We start from the raw sequence: 18,677 nt of genomic DNA on the forward strand, positions 1-18,677 counted from the left end.
CGGGGGGGCCCTTCGGGGTGCTGGCGATTGTCGCTGTGACCCAGTCCACCACGAAGGTGCCTCCCCTTCCATCGAAACTGTCAACCGGGCCCACCCCCATTTCGGCTCTCTTTGCGACAGAGCCCGAAACGAACCCAACACGATTACCCTAAGATGTTACAAACAAAAACGATCTGTCAATTCTCCAGAGCGCACCGAGGCGCACCCAACCGCGCACCGCTCCCGATCGACGCCCGGCCTGACCGCCGGCTCCTCCCCCGGGTTCGAGCCCTCGGGACCGGGACCGAGGCCCGCGTACCGGCCCGCGTTCGGCAGCGGAGCGAAGCCAATTCGCCCCCGGAAGCGAAGCAGGACCGATCGACCGAACCCTTAATTCCCGAATGAGTTATCCGCGACGCGCCGGGGTGGTCCGGCGCCTCCTCGGCGAGCGCACCGCAGCGCACCGAGGCCGTCCGATCTGGTATGATCCGAGGCTTCGGAGCCCCGACCTCGACCCGAACCGTCCCCGACCGACCAAGGCGACCGCGCGATGGCCAACGACCCCGACGACCGCCCCGACAAGCCGACCCCCGAGCCGACCGCCGCCGACGGCCCGCCCGGTGGGCCGTCCGAGGCGACCGCCGCCGAGCCGATCGCGAGCGAGAGCAACCCCGAACCCTCACCCGAACCCGAACCCTCACCCGAACCCGGCACCGGACCCGAACCCGCTCCGGCCCCGGAGCCGGCCCCGGACGAGCCGACCGGCCCGAAGCGTCGGGTGGTGGTCATGATCGCCGACAGCGGCCGTCGCCCGGAGGAGCCGATCGACGAGGCCGAGGCCGCCATCGTCTGGGCGGCCGTCTCGGCCCCCTGGCACCCGGCGATCCTCTCCCGGCTCGACGTGATTCCCGAGGTCGAGGACGTCGACGCCCCCGGCACCCCGAAGCCCGGCGAGGTCCGGCTGATCGCCGGCCGGGGGGTCGGCCACCTGAACTACGGCGATCGCGACCAGGGCTCGGAGGTCGGCGTCCCCGTGCTGATGGTCGAGGCCGGCGAGGCCGACCGCGAGGGCCTGGCCCGCCTGATCCTGGAGGCGATCGAGCCCGGCGCCGACCTCGGCCCGGCCGACGACCCGACCGTCCGCGACTTCTTCGCCCTCGGCTCCGCCCGATGGTGGCTCCGGGACCTGACGATCGGCATGGAGCACGTCGACGTCCTCGACGCCGAGAGCCTCACCCGGGAGGCCATCGGCGGCGCCAGGGCCTGGGCCTCCGGCGACGCCGCCGGCGCCGTCAACCGCCTCCGGGCCTCGTTCGAGCTGCTCACCGAGGCGAGGGAACGCTTCTACCCGGTCGACTCCTTCCTCGTCGACCTCCACCTGCTCGATGCCTCCTCGCCGGCCGGCGCCCTCGCCGACCCCCTGGCGGCCCGGGCCCCCTTCACCCTGCTCGCTCCGGCCCAGGCGATCGAGGCGATGGCCGAGAAGGATCCCGACGCGATCGCCCGCCTCCGCGTGGCGATCGACGAGGGGTGGGCCGACGTGATCGGCGGCCCCTATGCCGAGACGGCCGAGTCCCTTCGGCCGATCGAGACGATCCTCTGGCAGTTCCGGGAGGGGGCCGCCACCTACCGCCGCCACCTCGACGACCGCACGGTCGAGACCCTCGCCGGCCGCCGGTTCGCCCTGTACCCGGCCCGTCCCCAGGTCGCCAAGCGGTTCGGCTTCCGCTACGGCCTGCACCTAGCCTTTGACGACGGCACCTTCCCGATCCCCCGGGAATCCAAGCGGTTGTGGGAATCTCCCGAGGGGGCCAACCTCGAGTCCCTCACGCGCCCCCCGCTCGCCGCCGACAAGGCCGCGACGGCCCTGACCCTCTCCTGGGAGCTGGCGAAGTCGATGCGGGACGACCACGTCGCCACCCTCGGCCTGGTCCACTGGCCGGATCGGGTGTCCGACTGGTACCTCGACTTCCGCCGGGTGGCCTCGTACTCCCCCGTCCTGGCTCGATGGGCGACGGTTGGCGACTACTTCCACCTGACCGACCGTCCCTACGAGGTCCTCCGGCCGAAGCTCGACCAGTACGCTCCCCCCTACCTGGAGCAGGCCGTCCGCCGGGGGGATCCGAGCCCCATCGGCCGGAGAGCCCGACACGCCCGGCTCCGGGCCCGGCTCGACCGGGCCGACGGCCTCCGGTCCCTTGCCTCGGCCCTCGACTTCGTCGGGGATCCCCTTCCCAACGAGGATGGCCCCAGCCCCGCCGGCTCCTCCGCCTTCGCCGAGGCGGACCGCCTGCTCGAGACCGGCAAGCTCGACGAGGCTGAGGCCCGGATCACCGCGATCGAAGCCCGATGGGCCGCCGAGGCCGCCCGCCGGGTCGTCCCCCCGGCCGCCGAGGGGAACGGCGCCGGCTCCGGCTCCGGGCCGGGGGACCTGGTCCTCAACCCCCTCTCGATCCCCCGACGCACCTCGGTCCTCCTGCCCGAGGCCGACGGGCCGATCCCCGCCGAGGGACCGGTCCGGACCTCCCAGTTCACCGCCAGGGGCACCGAGGCGGTCGTCACCCTGGCCGGCTTCGGCTTCGCCTGGCTCCCGAGGAACCGAGCCGGCCGCTCCCCGGCGCCGGAGGGCCCGTCCGAGACGGTCCAGGCCCGCGGCCGAGTGCTCCGGAACGAGCTGATCTCGGTCGAGTTCGACTCGGCCACCGGGGGCCTCCGCAGCGTGAAGGCCCCCGGCGAGGGGGAACCCCGGCTCGCCCAGCAACTGGTCATCGCCGGGGTCAGCCAGACCGACAAAAAGGGGCAGACCCGCCACAGCCGGATGATCGGCGACTCCTTCGAGATCGAGTACGGCGGGCCGGCCCTGGTCCAGGCGGTCTCCACCGGCCGGATCCTCCACCCGATCGAGGACCGCCCGCTCGCCCGGTTCCGCCAGCGCTGCCGGCTCTGGAGCGGTCGGCCGGTGCTGGAGCTGGAGATCGAGCTCGACGAGCTGGACGAGGCGTGGCTGGCCTCGATCGCTACCGGCCCGGCCTGGTCCCGCTACCTGGCCTGCCGCTGGGCCTGGCCCGACGCCAACGCGACGCTCCGCCGATCGTCGCTGCTCGGCCTGGAGGCCACCACCGCCGATCGCCCCGAGACGGCCGAGGTGCTGGACATCACCGCCCGACGCCAGCGCACCGCTCTCCTCTTCGGCGGGCTGGCCCACCACCAGCGGCACGGCCAGCGGATGCTCGACACCCTCCTGCTGGCCGGGAAGGAGTCCGAACGGACCTTCCACCTGGGCATCGCCCTGGACCTGGAGCATCCCTTCCAGGCGGCGCTGGACCTGCTCTCCCCCCCGGTCGTCGTGCCCACGGCCGGAGGGCCGCCTCGGTCGGGGCCGGTCGGCTGGTTCTTCCTGCTCGACGCCAAGACGGTGGCCGTCACCCGGGTCGAGCCGGTGCTCATCGAGGGGGAGGGCCGAGGGCTGGCCTTCCACCTGCTGGAGACCGCCGGCAGGTCGGTCCGCTGCAAGCTCCGCCTGTTCCGGGAGCCCGTCTCCGCCCGCCAGACCGACTTCCAAGACGAGCGAATCGTCGAGCTCTCGGTCCAGGGAGACGCCGTCCAGCTCGACCTGACCCCGCACGAACTGGCCCGAGTGGTCGTCACCCTGGGTTGACGGGATCGGGGGGAACGCGAAGATGTGACACCCCCGAGATGACTCCCAATGCCCTCCTCTGGTGCCGGACGCATCGACATCGGCACCCGAGCCCGAGGGGCTCCGCCACGAGCGTCTCAGGATCGAGCCCCCTCCCGACGTCGGGAGGGTTGCTGACCAGTGATCGCCCCATCCCGCGGCACGGAGGCCCGGCGCATGGTTTGCGTTCGAGTGCTGATCTCGGCAATTCTCTCGACGGCCCTGGCGATCCATCCCTCAGCCCTGGCCTCGGCAACGCAGGCAATCGCTCCGAGTCCCGATCAGCCTGGCAGCGAGGCACCCCCCGCGGCTCCCCTCCCCGACGTGTCCCCTGCCAACAGCGCCGAGCAAATCGCCCGGCTCTCCGCCTCGATCGCCGAGGACACCCGCCGATTGGAACAGCTCAAGGCCGAACTGGACACCGCCCGGAACGAGGTCGATCGCGCCAACGCCAGCTTCGAAGAGGCCGACACGAAGCATCGCGAGGCCACCGCCGAACTGGAACGCCGGCGCTTGGCCGAAGAGCCGATCGAGGAACTCCAGACCGAGCTCCAGTCGCTGACCACGACCCGAGCCCTGGCCGCCGAACGTCGGGAGCTGGCCGCGACCGCCTGGAAAACCCTGACCGAGCAGATCGCCACCTTGGAGATGAAGCTCCGACAAAACGATCAAGCCCTCAAGAAGCTGCTCGGGAACGAGGCCGCCACTGCCGCCCCAACCGCCGACGCACCGACGCCGGAGAGATCAACAGCTTCACCTCCATCCCCCTCCTCGGAGCCGGGGGCAGTCGAATCCCCCCCGTCCGCCGCGATCGCCCAGGAAGCCGAGTCAATCGAAGCGCCGACCAATGAGGCCGCCCTCCCCCCGGCCCCAGCGCCGACCGCGGCCGAGGTGGCCTCCCCCACTCCAGCGCCGACCGGAATTCCAACGCTGCCTGGTCTCCCGTCCAGCGGCGCGATCACCTCCACGCCAATCCGATTCGGCCCCGATCCAAACGACCCGAAGCTGAAACAAGCCCGGGCCACCGCCCAAAGCCTGGCCGACGCCGTCGATCGAGCCAAGAACGAAGTCGCCGAGCTCACCGAACGGCTGGGCACCATCGACAAACTCCTCCACCAGGAAGAACAGGCCCGAGACACCGCCCGCCGCCTCATCGACAATGCCGAGGCCACGGGGGCCGAACTCGCCCGAGAGTTCCAACAAAAGCTCTTCGCCGGCGCCCCCTCCGAGGAGCAGCAGGAGCAGCACGCCGCGGAACTCCGCGACTTGCAAACAAAGATTCGCGAAAATGAAAAACGACTGATTCAAGCGCGCGGCGAGGCCCGGGAGCACGGAGACGAAATCCTCCGCCTCCAGTCCGAACGCGGGGATCTGGCCGCTCAATTGCAGCTTGCCCGATGGCGAGCCGAACAGGCCAACGCCCGGCTGGCCGAAGCCGAGTCCGTCGTGCAGCGACTGGAGAACCCGTTCTCGCCAGAGAATCTTCTCAACTGGCTCTTGGACCACGGCCTCAAGATTCTCGGGATCATCCTGGGCATGCTCCTCCTTCGGTGGGGCTCGGGCTTGGTCAGCCGGCGGATCGTCACGCTGCTCAGCGCCCGGGGCCAGCGAGGCTCGACCGCCGAGAAAGAACACCGGATCTCGACCCTGGTCGGCGTGTTCGACAATGCCGCGAGCGTGGCGATCGTCGTCGGCGGCATCCTCATGGTCTTCCAGGAGGTCGGCGTCCCGGTCGGTCCGCTGCTGGGCGGGGCGGCGGTCTTCGGCCTGGCGATCGCATTTGGCGCACAAAACCTTATTCGAGACTATTTTTATGGATTCGTTATCTTGCTAGAAAACCAGTACAAGCTCAACGATGTGATCAAAATTCGTAATATCGCCGGCCAAGTGGAGGCGATCACGCTCCGAGTCACCGTCCTCCGGGACCTGGAAGGGTGCGTCCACTTCATCCCCAACGGGGAGATCACCTCGGTCACGAACATGACGCACGGCTGGTCCCGGGCGCTGTTTGAGATCGGCGTCGCCTACAAGGAGAACGTCGACCGGGTGATGGACGTGATCCTGGAGGTCGGCAAGGAACTGCGCAAGGACCCCCAGTTCCGGATGCTGATGCTCGAGGATCCGACCATGCTCGGGGTCGACGCCTTCGCCGATTCGGCCGTGATGATCAAATTCTTCATCAAGACGAGGCCCCTGCAGCAGTGGGTCGTCAAGCGGGAGCTGCTCCGACGGCTGAAGAACCGCTTCGACGAGCTGGGGATCGAAATCCCGTTCCCGCATCGGACCGTCTACCACGTCCACCCCGAGGGCCACACCCGAGAGCTGGCCGACTCCCACCTGTCGGGAGACGAGGTGATCGTCGCCGGACGGGCGGGGCCGGGAGCGTCGGTCGGGAGGTAGCCGGGGCCGTTCGCGCGCGGGGGCGCGGTCGCGTACAATGCCGGGCGGCGCGGGCCGACCCGGACGCGCGGCCCGACCCCACCGATCCGAGACATCCCCCAGGGAGCACGCACCGTGAACCGCTCGATCCGACGCTCGATCGCCGTGATCGGCCTGTCGCTGGCCCTTGCCCCGGTCGTCGCCGCCCAGGAGACGAAGACGGAGCAGGAGACTCAGAAGGTCGAGGCCGGCGGTCTGACCTTCCAGGTCCCCTCGTCGTGGAAGGTCAACCGGCCGACCAACCAGATGCGGCTGGTGGAGATCGAGGTCCCGCCCGCCGAGGGGGACGACAAACCCGGCGAGCTGGTCCTCTTCGCCTTCCCCGGCGGCGCGGGCACCGTCCAGGCGAACGTGCAGCGCTGGCGCGCCCAGTTCGTCGACGAGCAGGGCAGGAACCCGGAGGTTGAGACCGAGACGATCAAGGCCAACGGTGCCGAGATCACCCTGGTGGAGACCGCCGGCCGCTACGTCACCCAGATCCCCCGGCCGGTGGACGAGCCGGGCTTCCGACTGCTGGGGGGCATCTACCCGACCCGGCAGGTCGGCTACTTCTTCAAGCTCGTCGGACCCGACGCGACCATCACCGCGGCGCGCCCGGCCTTCAAGGCGATGCTCGAATCGATGACCACGTCCCGCTAATCCGCCGGCTCGCCCATCGCCCCCCTCGCCGGCCGGGTCATCCCCATCGGCCGGCAGGGGAGGCGCCGCCGTTCCCTCGCCGATCGGGGAGGGATTCGCCCGATCGCCCGCCCCGGAGACCGACACCCGAGACCGAACCCATGCCCACCGACCAGCCCCTCGTCTCGACCGATTGGCTCGCCGAGCACCTGGAGGACCCCCGCGTCCGGGTGCTGGATATCCGGGGATACGTGAGCACTCGTCCAGTCGGACCGGGGGAGGAAGAGGCGACCTACCGGGGGGCGCCGGAGGAATTCGAGGCCGGGCACATCCCCGGCGCCGCCTTCGTCGACTGGACCCGGGACATCGTCGACCCGGACAATCCCGTTCCCGCTCAGGTCGCTCCTCCTTCCCGGTTCTCGGCGGCGATGGAGGCCCGAGGGGTGGGAGACGAGTCCCATGTGATCGCGGTCGACCACCTGGGGGGGCAGTTCGCCACCCGGCTCTGGTGGGTCCTGCGGTCGTATGGCCATGACGCGGTGAGCGTGCTCGACGGCGGGTTCCACCGCTGGGTCGAGGAGGGCCGGCCGGTCGAGGAGGGGGCGGCCCGGATCCCCCCCGGAGCGGTCACCTTCTCCCCGAACCCGAGGGAGGCGATGTGGGTGACGGCCGCCGAACTGGCGGCGATGCTCGGCAGCCCGGCCCAGATCCTCGACGCCCGGGATGCCGCCCAGTTCTCGGGGACGAAGCGGCGAGGCCCCCGGGGCGGCCACGTCCCCGGCGCGATCAACCTGCCTCGGGAGCTCTTCTTCGCCGAGGGGGGCGGATTCCTCGATCCCGACTCGGTGCGAGATCTCCTGGCCTCGGTCAATCTCGACCCGAAACGTCCGATCGTCACCTACTGCAACGGCGGGGTGGCGGCCACGGTGCTGGCCTTCCAACTGCACCGGCTCGGCTTCGAGAACGTGGCCGTCTACGACGGGTCTTGGAACGAGTGGGGGCCCCGCCTCGACCTGCCCTGCGAGTCCTCCTGAATCACCAGACCGCCTCGGGGAGTCGACGGCGGACCGGACGCGAGTGGGGAGCCCCCGGCCGAGCTCCCGCGCCAAGCTTGCGGATTGACACGTGCGCCTCCATGATGTTCAACATGTCCCGTGCGAGGGGTGTTGCCCATCCGTTGAACCATCCGATCGGTGACGCCGAGGAGGCCATCGTGTCGCGACTATCCGCCGTCCCTCCCAGGAAGCGATGGCTCCCCGGTGCGTTCGCGATCGCGGTCGCGCTGGCTGCAGCCACAGTGTCGGGCTGCGGGGGAGATCCGACCAAGCCGAAGCTCGGCCGGGTGTCCGGGTCGGTGACCTACAACGGGGCCCCCGTGACCAAGGGGGTCGTGACCTTCGTCCCCTCAGGGGGCGCCGGGGCTCAAACCGGCCAGCCGGCCACGGGGGAGATCGGCTCGGACGGCTCGTTCCGCCTGACAACCTTCGAATCAGGGGACGGCGCCGTGGTAGGAGATCACGTCGTCCTCGTCCAGTCGGTGGAAATGGACCCCTCGATCGAGGGGGGCAGCATGCCGATCCCCGACGCGCGGGGCAACCTCCCCATCCAGCCGCCGAAGCACCTCGTCCCTGAGAAATACTCCCAGACGGAGACCTCCCCGCTTCGGTTCACGGTCAAGGAGGGGAGCAACACGTTCGAGATCGAATTAACGGACTAAACACCGTTCAATCGATTCCACCGCTCGCCTTCCGAACCCTCGGCTCGGCCCCGGTCGTCGGCCGAGGGATCGGGAGGCTCGGGAACGGCCGGGGTCAGCGTCGCAGCTCGGCCAAGAGGGATCGGGCGTCGGAGTGGTTGGGGTCGCAGGAAAGGGCGGCGCGGTACCAGGAGGCGGCGAGCTGGGGCTTGCCCAGTTGCTCGCAGAGGAGGCCGAGGCGGCAGCGGACGTCAGGGTCGAGGGGGCGGGCGGCGGCCTCGGCGTTGAGGGAGGACATCGCGAGAAGGGCCTGCTTCAACTCGTCGGCCCGTCGAGCATCGCGGTCGGCTTCATCGAGGCGGCCGAGGGTGCGGAGAAAGGTGGCGCGCTGAACATAGCGGCGGAAGTCAAAGGGCGCGGAGGCCACCGCGAGATCGAACCAGCCCTCGGCCTCGTCGTTCCGACCCTCGGCCTGGGCGAGCAAGCCGGCGAGGGCGAACAGCTCGGGGTGCTCCAGGCGATGGGATCGGGCCTCGTCAAGGATGGAGGCGGTCGCTGACCGATCGCCCCGCTCCCAGGAGATGCGGGCGAGCAACGCGAGGCGATCGGCCTCGGGGACCCGGCCTCGGCAGGCGTCGAGCTGGTCGAGGGCCTCGGAGTAGGCTCCCTGCCGGGCGAGAAGATCGGCCAACTCGAGGCGGACGGCTGGCTGGTGAGGGTCGATCCCCAGGCTGGTGCGGTAGGCGGAGACGGCCTCGATCATGGCCTGCTCGCCGGCATCGGGGAGTTCCATGCGAACCAGCCCGAGGGTGCGCCAGGCGGCCGAGTCGCCAGGGAGGACCCGGGTCAGGTCCTGGAGGGCCTGGAGGACCGTCTCCAGGTCGCCGAGATCGTAGGAGGCGGCGGCCAGCGATCGGAGGCAGTCCGGATCGTCAGGCCGGCGCCGGAGCGAGCGGCGGAACCAGGCGATGGCGTCGGGGAGGTTTCCGGTTGCGCGAAGGACCTCCCCCTTGAGGAAGGCGACCTCGGCGCCGAGCGGCCCGCCCTCGGGGATGCGGTCGAGGGGGCCAATGGCATCGCCGGGACGGCCTCTCATCAGGGCGACTCGAGCCCTCAGGAGCAGGGCGCGGTCCTCGGTTCTCGGGTCGGCCTCGGGCACGGCGAGCCAGGCGGCGGCCGACTCCGGCCGGCCGTCCTCCAGGAACCGAAGGGCGCGCTCAAGATGGCGATCGGCCCGACCGTCCCACCACCACCAACCTCCTCCGGCGACCAGGGCCAGCGCGACGGCTGCGACCCCGGCCGCCCTCGCCCAGCCGGAGGGCCGCGACGCTCCCGAGGCCCGGTGGCCTCCGGGATCAGTGGACATGTCGGGAGGAATATTCACGACCCCTTCCCGAGGTTCTTGATTTGTTTGACATACCCATGCAATATATGGAAACCCTCATGCGGGGTCACCACCCAATAGGGGTCATCCCCCGACTGGGGTCATCATGATGATCGGTCGTCGCCCGGTGGGCAAGCCGGGCCAGCTCGGGCGCCTCGGGGAGCGGTCCGGATGATCGCGACCTCCGGGTCCCGGAAGGGAGGTTGGCATGCGGCTCAACGCTCCATCGCGATTCGGGACGCGCGGTAATCCCCGCCCGAAGGGGTTCACCCTGATCGAACTGCTGGTGGTCATCGCCATCATCGGTGTGCTGATCGCGCTGCTCTTGCCGGCGGTGCAGGCAGCCCGAGAGGCCGCTCGCCGGGCGCAATGCTCGAACAACCTGAAGCAGCTCGGCATCGCGATGCACAATTATCACGATGTGATCGGGAGCTTCCCGACGTTGCTCTGGGCCCTGCCGGGCAACAACAACCTGCCGAACAACACGTTCCGGGCCAGCTTCTTCCAGATGCTGCTGCCGTATCTCGAACAGACCAACATCTACAACGCGATCAACTTCGACGTGCCGTTCGCCCGGGGCCCCGACAACGGAATGATCAACCTGACGGCCCTGACGACGCAGATCGCCGTGTACCAGTGCCCCACGGATCCGGGACCTCCTCAGACCTCGTATCACCGGTGGGATAGCGGGGTGGGGCCTTCGGGCTCCAACGGCCAGGCGCCGCTGGGACCGAAGCTGAGCTACTTCGTCAACGCGGGCGACAACACGACCGGGCCGAGCAACAACACCAGCCCCTGGCCGTTCCAGAGCCTGCCCAGCGTGCGGAACAACGCCTTCGGGAACGGCACGACCTGCACGGGGATCGTCTGCCGCCAGGGAGGCACCTGGGGCATCCGGGACATCCGGGACGGGACGAGCAACACGTTCGCCATCGGCGAGTCGCTATACGAGTCGTGCAACTGGTACTCGTGGCCGAACCCGAACGGCAATTACGCGTTCACATCGGTGCCGATCAACTGGAAGATCACCATCTTCGAGAACGTCGGCTACGGCGACGGCACAGGCCGGCTGCACAACAGCGGCAACTGGGTCCCCTGCTTCGGGTTCCGGAGCGAGCACGCCGGCATCGTCCAGTTCCTCTTCGCCGACGGCCGAGTCAGCTCGATCCGGGAGACGATCAATCGGGACACCTACCGCGCCCTGAGCACCCGTCGGTTGGGGGAGGTCGTCTCGGCCGACTCCTATTGATCCGAAGACGCTCTGGACGGCCGCCCTTTCCCCGATCGGAGGGGGCGGCCGATCGCCCCGAGTCCCCCCGCCTCGACCCGGCGAGACATTCCCCATGCAGACCAGACGCTCCGAGATGACCGAGATCGGCCGGTCCCTGCTCTTTCCGGTGGTGCTGGCCGCCGCCGTCGGCGTCGGCGCCGGCTGCGGCTGCGGCCGAGGGCCGGACCCGGGGGCCGCCGAGGAGGGTCCCCCGCTGATCGCCGAGGACCAGGAGCTGCTCCAGCGGCTGAAGGCGGAGCTGAGCGGTATCATCAACGAGGAAACGGTCAAGTACACCCCGCTGCAGTACAACTACAGCGAAGGGCTGCTGGAGATCCTCGACCAGATCGAGCCGTACCTTACCGACCAGGCCGAGGGGGAGCCTCCCCGGTTCCTCCCGTCTTTGGACGCGGAGGAGGAGCTGGAGCACTTCCGAGAGGTCGTCCGCCGCTGGGAGGAGACGTCGGGGAAGGCGCTGCGGGCCGAGATCGACCGGCTCAAGGCCCGGGTGGCCGCCCGGCCCCCGGATCAGATCAACGACCCGGCGTTCCAGGCCGACTTCTCGGAGACGTTCGATGAGCTGGTCGGCCTCGAAGTGGACGAGATGCGGGAGCGATCCAACCGCGCCATCCACTCCCGGGCCGCAGTGCTGCTGGAGCCTTACCGGGAGTCGAGCCCGGAAGTGGTCCGCCGCATCGAGGTCCTCCTGGACTCGCCGCAGTACCGGCTTCCGGAGGACGACGAGGAGGGGGCGGTCGACTCCCCGTCGGAGGAGGGATCGATCGGTCGTCGGTCCGTCGGACGACCGACCGCCGGGATCGGATCGGCCGCGATCATCGCCCTCGCCCTCGCCCTCCTCCCGGGCCGCGTCCTCCTGGCGGACAAGGTCGTCCCCGATCATGCCTCTGCTTCCAGGGTCGATCGCACGAGGGGGAGGTCGCCGAGATGGCGGTCGGCGGCGTGCTCGATGATCCCCGCTCCAGGCATCGCGGCTCGAACGACGTCGCGGCCGATCGGAACGCCGGTCTGTCCAACCGCCTCGCGGTTCTCGACGGGCTCCTCTCCTCATCGGCGGCGGGGGTCGAGGAGCCCGGATTCGAGGAGCGACGCCTGCCGCCCGATCGGCAATCGGGAACGGTGAGGGATCATCGGCAGGAGTCGAAGCTGGTGCGGAGTCTTGGCGAGCGGCCCGAGTTCCTCCGGCGGAGGGGGAGGGCCGGTCATTCGGGGCCCGGGGCGATGGTCCCGTCGCGCAAGGCGACATAGAGCCGGACGTAGCGGGCGAACAGGTCGTCGTAGATCGCCGCAGACTGCCGGTGGGGCTCGACAATCCGCTCCAGGGCGACCATCTCTCGGGCGGCGGCGTCGAGGTCGGCGAACAGGCCGGCGCCGACGGCGGCGATCATGGCCGAGCCGAGGGCGCAGGATTCCGTCTCTCGGGGGAGGTGGATGGGGCGCTGGAGCACGTCGGCGTGGATTTGCATCCAGAGGTTCGACTTCGCGCCTCCGCCGCCGACGATGACGCGAGCGACGTCGAGGCCGAACGTCGAGGCGTCCTCCAGGATGTGTCTGGTCCCGCAGGCGGTGGCCTCGTAGAGGGCCCGGAAGATGTGGCCGGGGCCGTGAGCCAGAGACAGGCCGACAATGGCGCCCCGGGCCCGGGGATCCTTGTACGGAGAGCGGTTCCCCTGCCAGTCGTCTCGGACGACGAGGCCGTCGGCCCCGGGGGGGACGGCGGCGGCCTGAGCGTCGAGCACGGCGTAGACGTTCTCTCCCCGCTCGTCGGCCTCGCGCTGCTGCGATCCGGCGAAGTGGCGGCGATACCAGTCGAGGATGGAGCCGGTGGCGGTCTGGCCGGCCTCAAGGGTGTAGAGCCCCTCGACGGTCGCGTCCGGGTAGCAGCCGGCGGCGCCGGAGCCGAAGACGCCGGTGCGAGACTGCGCCAGGTGGCAGGTGCTGGAGCCGACGATCACCGCCACGTCGCCAGCGGCGGTGGCCCCCATGCCAATCATGCCGAGGTAGGCGTCGATTCCCCCCTGGGCCACGGGGGTGCCGGGCTCGAGGCCGAGTTCCTCGGCCGCGGCGCGGCAGAGGGTCGCCCCGCCAGCGCCAAGGGGCTCGATGCGGGAGGGCCACTTGTCGGGCAGGTCGTCGAGGCCGACGGCGTGGATCAAGGCGGTGGGCCAGCCCCCCTCGGGCCGGGCGTAGTTCCACTTGACGGCGCAGTGGTTGAGCGAAAGCGTCCACTCGCCGGTGAGCCGGAACATGAACCAGTTGGTGCACTCGACGATGCGATCGGCAGCGGCGTAGGTTTGCGGCTCGTGTCGCTTCAGCCAGAGGGCCTTGGGGAGCATCCACTCGGGGGAGACGCGGCCGGAGACGTACTTCAGGGCCGGGTCGCCGGTCACGCCAATCGCCTCGGCCTCCCGGTGGGAACGCTGGTCCATCCAGAGCAGGGCCGGTCGGAGCGGAGCGCCATCGGCCTTGCAGGCGACGACGGTGCAGGCGGTGCTATCCAGACCGATGCCGGCGACCCGGCCGGGCCGGACCGAGGCGGCCTGAAGGGCCTTGCGGACCGCTTCCCGGGCGGAGGCCCACCACTGCGACGGCTCCTGCTCGGCCCATCCGGGGCGGGGATAGGTCGTCTCCAGGGGGGCGACGCCGTAGGAGAGCGTCCTCCCCGAAGGATCGACCAGAGCCGCCCGGATGCTCTGCGTCCCGACGTCCAGCCCCAGCAACAGCGGGTCGTTGCCCATCGCGGTACTGTCCTCGCCCACCTCCGGGCCGATTCCCCGCAGCCCGCCCCCCGGCCCCGCCACGAGCGAGATCGGGGCAGGCGGCCGGGACCGGCCCCTCCACTCGAGTCGATCGTCTCTCGGTGGGATTGTATCGGGATCGGCGGCGGGCCGATATCGGCTGGGAGGCCCTCCCTCCGGCGGGCGGCCCCCCGATCCGTAGTCGGGTGGCCGCCGCGCTGGTAGGGTGATCGATATCGCATCGGACTCGCAGCAGGAGCCCGACCCCGATCGGGGTCGGGAGGAGACGGCCATGAAGATCGCCCTGGTGATCCCTGACGGCGCGGCGGACGAGCCGCAGGACTCGCTCGACGACCTCACCCCGCTCCAGGCCGCGCGGACCCCGGAGATGGATCGCGTGGCGAGGGACGGGGTGCTGGGCCGGTCCCGGAACGTGCCCGACCGGTTCTTGCCGGGCAGCGACGTGGCCACGCTGAGCCTCTTCGGCTACGACCCCGAGCGGTACTACACCGGCCGGGCTCCGCTGGAGGTGGTGGCGATGGGGATCTCGCTCGGTCCCGACGACTGGGCGGTGCGCTGCAACTTGATGACGATCCTCGACGGCCGCCTGACCGACTTCACCGCCGGGCACATCTCCAGCGAGGAGGGGGCCGAGCTGATCGCCGCCCTGCGGGCGAACGTCCCCACCGACGGCCACACGGTCGAGTTCCACCCGGGCGTCAGCTACCGCAACGCGATGATCTACCGAGGCACTCCCGGCGGCCCCGCCCCCTTCGGCGACGACACGAAGACGACCCCGCCCCACGACGTGCCCGACCGTCTCGCCGCCGATTATTTGCCCCAGGGGACGGGGGCGGACCTGCTCCGTCGGCTGATGGAGGCGGGGGCTTCCGTGGTGCGGGATCACCCGGTGAACCGGGCTCGGGTCGCGGCGGGCAAGCGGCCGGCCAACGCGATCTGGCTCTGGGGCCAGGGGAAGGCTCCTCAGGTGCCCAGCTTCGCCGATCGGTTCGGGATGAAGGGGGCGATCATCTCGGCGGTCGACCTCGTGCGGGGGACGGGCATGCTCGCCGGCTGGACCCGGATCGATGTGCCCGGCGCCACCGGATACCTGGACACGGACTACGCCGCCAAGGGGAGAGCCGGCATCGACGCCCTGCGCGACCACGACTTGGTCTGCGTGCACATCGAGGCCCCTGACGAGGCCAGCCACGAGGGCCGGGCCGACGCGAAGGTCGAGGCCCTCGAACGCATCGACCGGGACATCGTCGGCCCCCTCCGGCAGGCCCTCGAATCGTATGGCGAGTACCGGCTGCTCGTCTCGCCGGACCACTCGACCCTGATCCGCACCAAGGCCCACGACCGGGCGCCGGTGCCCTGGGCCCTGTGCGGGACGGGGCTGTCCGGTTCAGGCAAGCCGTACGACGAGATCAGCGCGCTGGAGGCCAACGGTCCGGTTCTCGAACAGGGCTGGCGGCTGATGAGCGAGTACGTCCTGAGGCGCTGAGCGGCCCGATCCGGCCCCCGGCCCCACCCGGCGGCCCCGACCCGGAGCGGCGGGGAGGGGGAAGTCGAGGGCCTCCCGAGCGGCTGGCGCTCCCGGAGCTTGCGGCGATTGTCGATCGTCCGCCCGGCGACGGGTACTCGCGTCGATCGACTCATCTGGATCCGCCGGCCGTGTTCTGTCATCCTGGTCCATTCGGCGCCGGCGCCCGAGCGCCGCCGAGGCGCCCCCGTTCCTCAGTCGAGCGATCATCCGATAGGAGCCCCTCCGTTGCCCCTCGTGGTCCAGAAGTTCGGCGGTACGAGCGTCGCCGACGCTGATAAGATCCTCGCCGCGGCCCGGAAGGCGATCCGGGCGCATCGCGAGGGGAAGCAAGTGATCGTGGTCGTCTCGGCCCGGGGGCACACGACCGATGAGCTGATCGGGCTGGCCAAGGAGATCACCGAGCGGCCCCCGGCGAGGGAGATGGACATGCTCCTGGCCACGGGGGAACAGGTGAGCGTCGCGCTGATGGCGATGGCGATCCAGGCGCTCGGCGTGCCGGCGATCAGCTTCACCGGGGCCCAGATCGGCATCGTCACGGACAGCTTCCACACCAAGGCTCGGATCCGGAACATCTCGACCGAGCGGATCCAGCAGGCGCTGGACGACGGTCAGATCGTCATCGTCGCCGGTTTCCAGGGGGTGGACGAGCACTACAACATCACCACGCTCGGCCGGGGAGGGTCCGACACGACGGCGGTCGCCCTGGCGGCGGTGCTCGGGGCGGACGCCTGCGAGATCTACACCGACGTGGACGGCGTCTACACGACCGACCCGAGGGTCGTGGCCGAGGCGAGGAAGATCGACCGGATCAGCTACGACGAGATGCTCGAGCTGGCCAGCCTGGGGGCCGGCGTGATGCACTCGCGGTCGATCGAATTCGCCAAGAAGTTCGGCGTGCCGATCCACGTCCGCAGCTCCTTCGCCGACGCGACGGGGACCTGGATCGTGGCCGAAGAGGACGCCCGGGTCCTCGGCGCCAGCGTCACCGGAGCGGCCCTGGCCAAGGACGAGGCGAGGGTGACGGTGCTCGGCGTGCCGGATCGCCCGGGAGTGGTACACGCGCTGTTCCGGAGGATCGGCGAGGCGAATATCGTCGTCGACATGATCGTGCAGAACGTCGCCACTCACGGCCGCACCGAGGTGAGCTTCACCGTGGCCGGCGGGGACCTGGCCGAAACGCTGATCGTGGCCGAGCACGCGGCCCGGGAGATCGGCGCCGAGGGGGTGACGCACGACGCCAGCGTGGCGAAAGTCTCGGTCGTCGGCCTGGGGATGCGGGTCCATACCGGCGTGGCCCAGGCGATGTTCGAGGCGCTGGGCGCGGCCGGCGTGAACATCCAGATGATCACGACGAGCGAGATCAAGATCAGCGTGCTCGTCGACCGCGCCTCGGGGGCCGACGCCCTGCGCTGCGTCCACCAGGCGTTCGAGCTGGAACGTCCCCGCCTGGACGATCGCCGAGACTTCGCCCCGCATCGGCGTCCCCCCGCCGAGCGGAGCCCCCTGGCCGGGCCGGACGCGCCGCCGCTGGCCAACGGGCTGGGAGGGATGGAGGATCTGGTCGTCTCTGGGGTGGAACTGGACGAGGAACAGGCGAGAGTCACGCTGCTGAACGTCCCCGACCGCCCCGGCTATGCCGGCAAGGTGTTCCGGGCGATCGCCCAGGCCGGGGTGAACGTGGACATGATCGTCCAGAATGTCCGCAGCGCCTCGGGGGATACCCGATTGTCGATCACCGTGCCGAGAGCCGACGCCCTCCGGGCGGCCGAGGCGGCCTCGGCCGCCGTGGACGACCCGGGGCACGTGCTGGTCGAGCCGAACATGGCCAAGCTCTCGGTCGTCGGCATCGGCATGCGAACCCACACCGGAGTGGCGACCCGGATGTTCGGGGCGCTGGCCGAGGCGGGAATCAACATCGCGTTGATCAACACGAGCGAGGTGCGGGTCAACGTGCTGACCGACCTCGGGCCGGGCAAGGCGGGGCTCGCCGCCCTCGGCCGGGCCTTCGACCTGCCGACGAGGCTCGCGGCGAGCGGGTCAGGTTCCCGGGCGGAATGAACGAACGAACCCGCCCCGCCGCGGCCCTCGAACGGGCCGCGACGGGGCGATCTTCGCGATTGATCAGCCCGGATCAGTACTGGTCGGAGCTGACGACCTCGCCGCCGGCCCGGGTGCCGATCGCCCACCAAGCCTGAAGGTTGACGGTGTCCTTGACGAATCGGACCGAGCCGTCGGTCAGGCAGACGTTCACGCCGCCGGGGTGGCCGCTCGTTGGCGGGGCGGTTCCGTAGACATCCTGTCCCCAGGTATTCCAGGGGGCGTTGGAGCACGCTCGGGTGTTCGGGGAGGCGGTATGGTTGTAAACGCCGTAGTTGACGTAGTAAGGATAGGCCTGGAACCAGTCGCCTCGGGCCCCGGCGACCCCGGTCTTGGTGGGATCGAGGCTCTTGCAGGCATTGACGATGGCCATGGCCGCGTCCGGGCCGCTCTGGGTGTTGCCGAGACCGGTTTCGAAGTGGACGCGCTTCCAGTTCTCCGGGTTGGAGTCGCCCGCGCGCACGGTGGTGGGACTGGTGTGGCCGCTGAGGACCTCGCTCCAAAGGGCGGTGTTGCTGGTGCCGTCCTTGACGTTGGAAAGCTTCAGGGTACCGCTCATGTAGCCGGTCCCCCAGTTCCAGTCTTTCGTCGGGATGTAGGTTCCGGTGTAGCCACCCATGCAGAAGGGGCCGCCGTAGTTGCCGACGTAGTTGCTCAGGGTCACCTGCCGCATGGGCCCGTCGGAGGGGCAGAGCAACGTGGCGACCTGGGTGTTGAACAGGGTGGTGTTCATGTTAAACAGCGTGTTGCCCTGGCTATTGGGCTGCACGGCGCCGACGTTGTAGGCCGCCCACATCTGCCCCTGCTCCAGGAACGGCAGCAGGCTGAGCAGGCCGCTGGGGGACCACCCCCAGTTGTCGACCGGGGAGGGGACCAGCATCGCCGGAGGGAGGCACCCGTAGGTGCTCTCGTAGTTCAGCGAGGCCAGACCCATCTGCTTGAGGTTGTTGGTGCACTGCGAGCGCCGGGCGGCCTCGCGGGCCGACTGGACGGCAGGCAGCAGCAGGGCGATCAACACGCCGATGATGGCGATGACGACCAGCAATTCGATTAGAGTGAAGCCTCGGGATGAGGTTCGTCGCATCGGGAAGTCTCCACAGGAGGCCAGATCGGGCCTCGGGATCACCGAGGGGCCCGGACCACGCTCAAAACGGGTGAAGGACGAACAGGGAGCGTGGATGATGATCCGGCCGACGGCCCCCGATTGGGCAAT

Annotated in this window: 12 protein-coding genes; 9 read left to right on the forward strand and 3 right to left on the reverse strand. The window is 70.0% G+C overall.

What is annotated here, in order from left to right; genetic code table 11:
* The first annotated feature begins 529 nt into the window (after positions 1-529).
* From TsocGM_RS27625 to TsocGM_RS11225, 5 genes are all read left to right on the forward strand, one after another.
* Entirely contained in the window at positions 530-3,637 is a 3,108-nt protein-coding gene (locus tag TsocGM_RS27625) for a glycosyl hydrolase family 38 (protein ID WP_126725458.1), read from the forward strand.
* Positions 3,638-3,832: 195 nt separating this feature from the next.
* Positions 3,833-6,055 (forward strand): mechanosensitive ion channel domain-containing protein, encoded by a 2,223-nt coding sequence (locus TsocGM_RS11210; RefSeq protein ID WP_126725459.1) that lies wholly within the window; start codon positions 3,833-3,835, stop codon positions 6,053-6,055.
* A gap of 114 nt (positions 6,056-6,169) precedes the next feature.
* The gene (locus tag TsocGM_RS11215) at positions 6,170-6,733 is read left to right on the forward strand and encodes a hypothetical protein (RefSeq protein WP_126725460.1); all 564 of its coding nucleotides are present in this window, start codon (positions 6,170-6,172) and stop codon (positions 6,731-6,733) included.
* Positions 6,734-6,873: 140 nt separating this feature from the next.
* Complete coding sequence (locus TsocGM_RS11220; protein WP_126725461.1) at positions 6,874-7,746, forward strand: sulfurtransferase; 873 nt, start codon at positions 6,874-6,876, stop codon at positions 7,744-7,746.
* A 179-nt stretch (positions 7,747-7,925) separates the two neighbouring features.
* Positions 7,926-8,429: a hypothetical protein gene (locus tag TsocGM_RS11225; protein WP_126725462.1), complete on the forward strand. Its 504-nt coding sequence runs from the start codon at positions 7,926-7,928 to the stop codon at positions 8,427-8,429.
* Between the two features lie 94 nt (positions 8,430-8,523).
* On the opposite strand, the gene TsocGM_RS11230 is transcribed toward TsocGM_RS11225, so the two are convergent.
* Positions 8,524-9,774: a tetratricopeptide repeat protein gene (locus TsocGM_RS11230; protein ID WP_126725463.1), complete on the reverse strand. Its 1,251-nt coding sequence runs from the start codon at positions 9,772-9,774 to the stop codon at positions 8,524-8,526.
* A gap of 226 nt (positions 9,775-10,000) precedes the next feature.
* Between TsocGM_RS11230 and TsocGM_RS11235 the strand changes: the two genes are divergently transcribed.
* Entirely contained in the window at positions 10,001-11,041 is a 1,041-nt protein-coding gene (locus TsocGM_RS11235; RefSeq protein WP_126725543.1) for a DUF1559 domain-containing protein, read from the forward strand.
* Between the two features lie 94 nt (positions 11,042-11,135).
* Entirely contained in the window at positions 11,136-12,203 is a 1,068-nt protein-coding gene (locus TsocGM_RS11240; RefSeq protein ID WP_126725464.1) for a hypothetical protein, read from the forward strand.
* Positions 12,204-12,282: 79 nt separating this feature from the next.
* On the opposite strand, the gene TsocGM_RS11245 is transcribed toward TsocGM_RS11240, so the two are convergent.
* Entirely contained in the window at positions 12,283-13,818 is a 1,536-nt protein-coding gene (locus TsocGM_RS11245; protein ID WP_158633497.1) for an FGGY-family carbohydrate kinase, read from the reverse strand.
* Between the two features lie 292 nt (positions 13,819-14,110).
* Between TsocGM_RS11245 and TsocGM_RS11250 the strand changes: the two genes are divergently transcribed.
* Positions 14,111-15,325: a cofactor-independent phosphoglycerate mutase gene (locus TsocGM_RS11250; protein WP_126725466.1), complete on the forward strand. Its 1,215-nt coding sequence runs from the start codon at positions 14,111-14,113 to the stop codon at positions 15,323-15,325.
* A gap of 267 nt (positions 15,326-15,592) precedes the next feature.
* The gene (locus TsocGM_RS11255; RefSeq protein WP_126725467.1) at positions 15,593-17,425 is read left to right on the forward strand and encodes an aspartate kinase; all 1,833 of its coding nucleotides are present in this window, start codon (positions 15,593-15,595) and stop codon (positions 17,423-17,425) included.
* 73 nt (positions 17,426-17,498) lie between these two features.
* On the opposite strand, the gene TsocGM_RS11260 is transcribed toward TsocGM_RS11255, so the two are convergent.
* Complete coding sequence (locus TsocGM_RS11260) at positions 17,499-18,548, reverse strand: DUF1559 family PulG-like putative transporter (protein WP_126725468.1); 1,050 nt, start codon at positions 18,546-18,548, stop codon at positions 17,499-17,501.
* Positions 18,549-18,677 lie beyond the last annotated feature (129 nt).

This window comes from Tautonia sociabilis (genome assembly GCF_003977685.1).
Taxonomy (GTDB): domain Bacteria; phylum Planctomycetota; class Planctomycetia; order Isosphaerales; family Isosphaeraceae; genus Tautonia; species Tautonia sociabilis.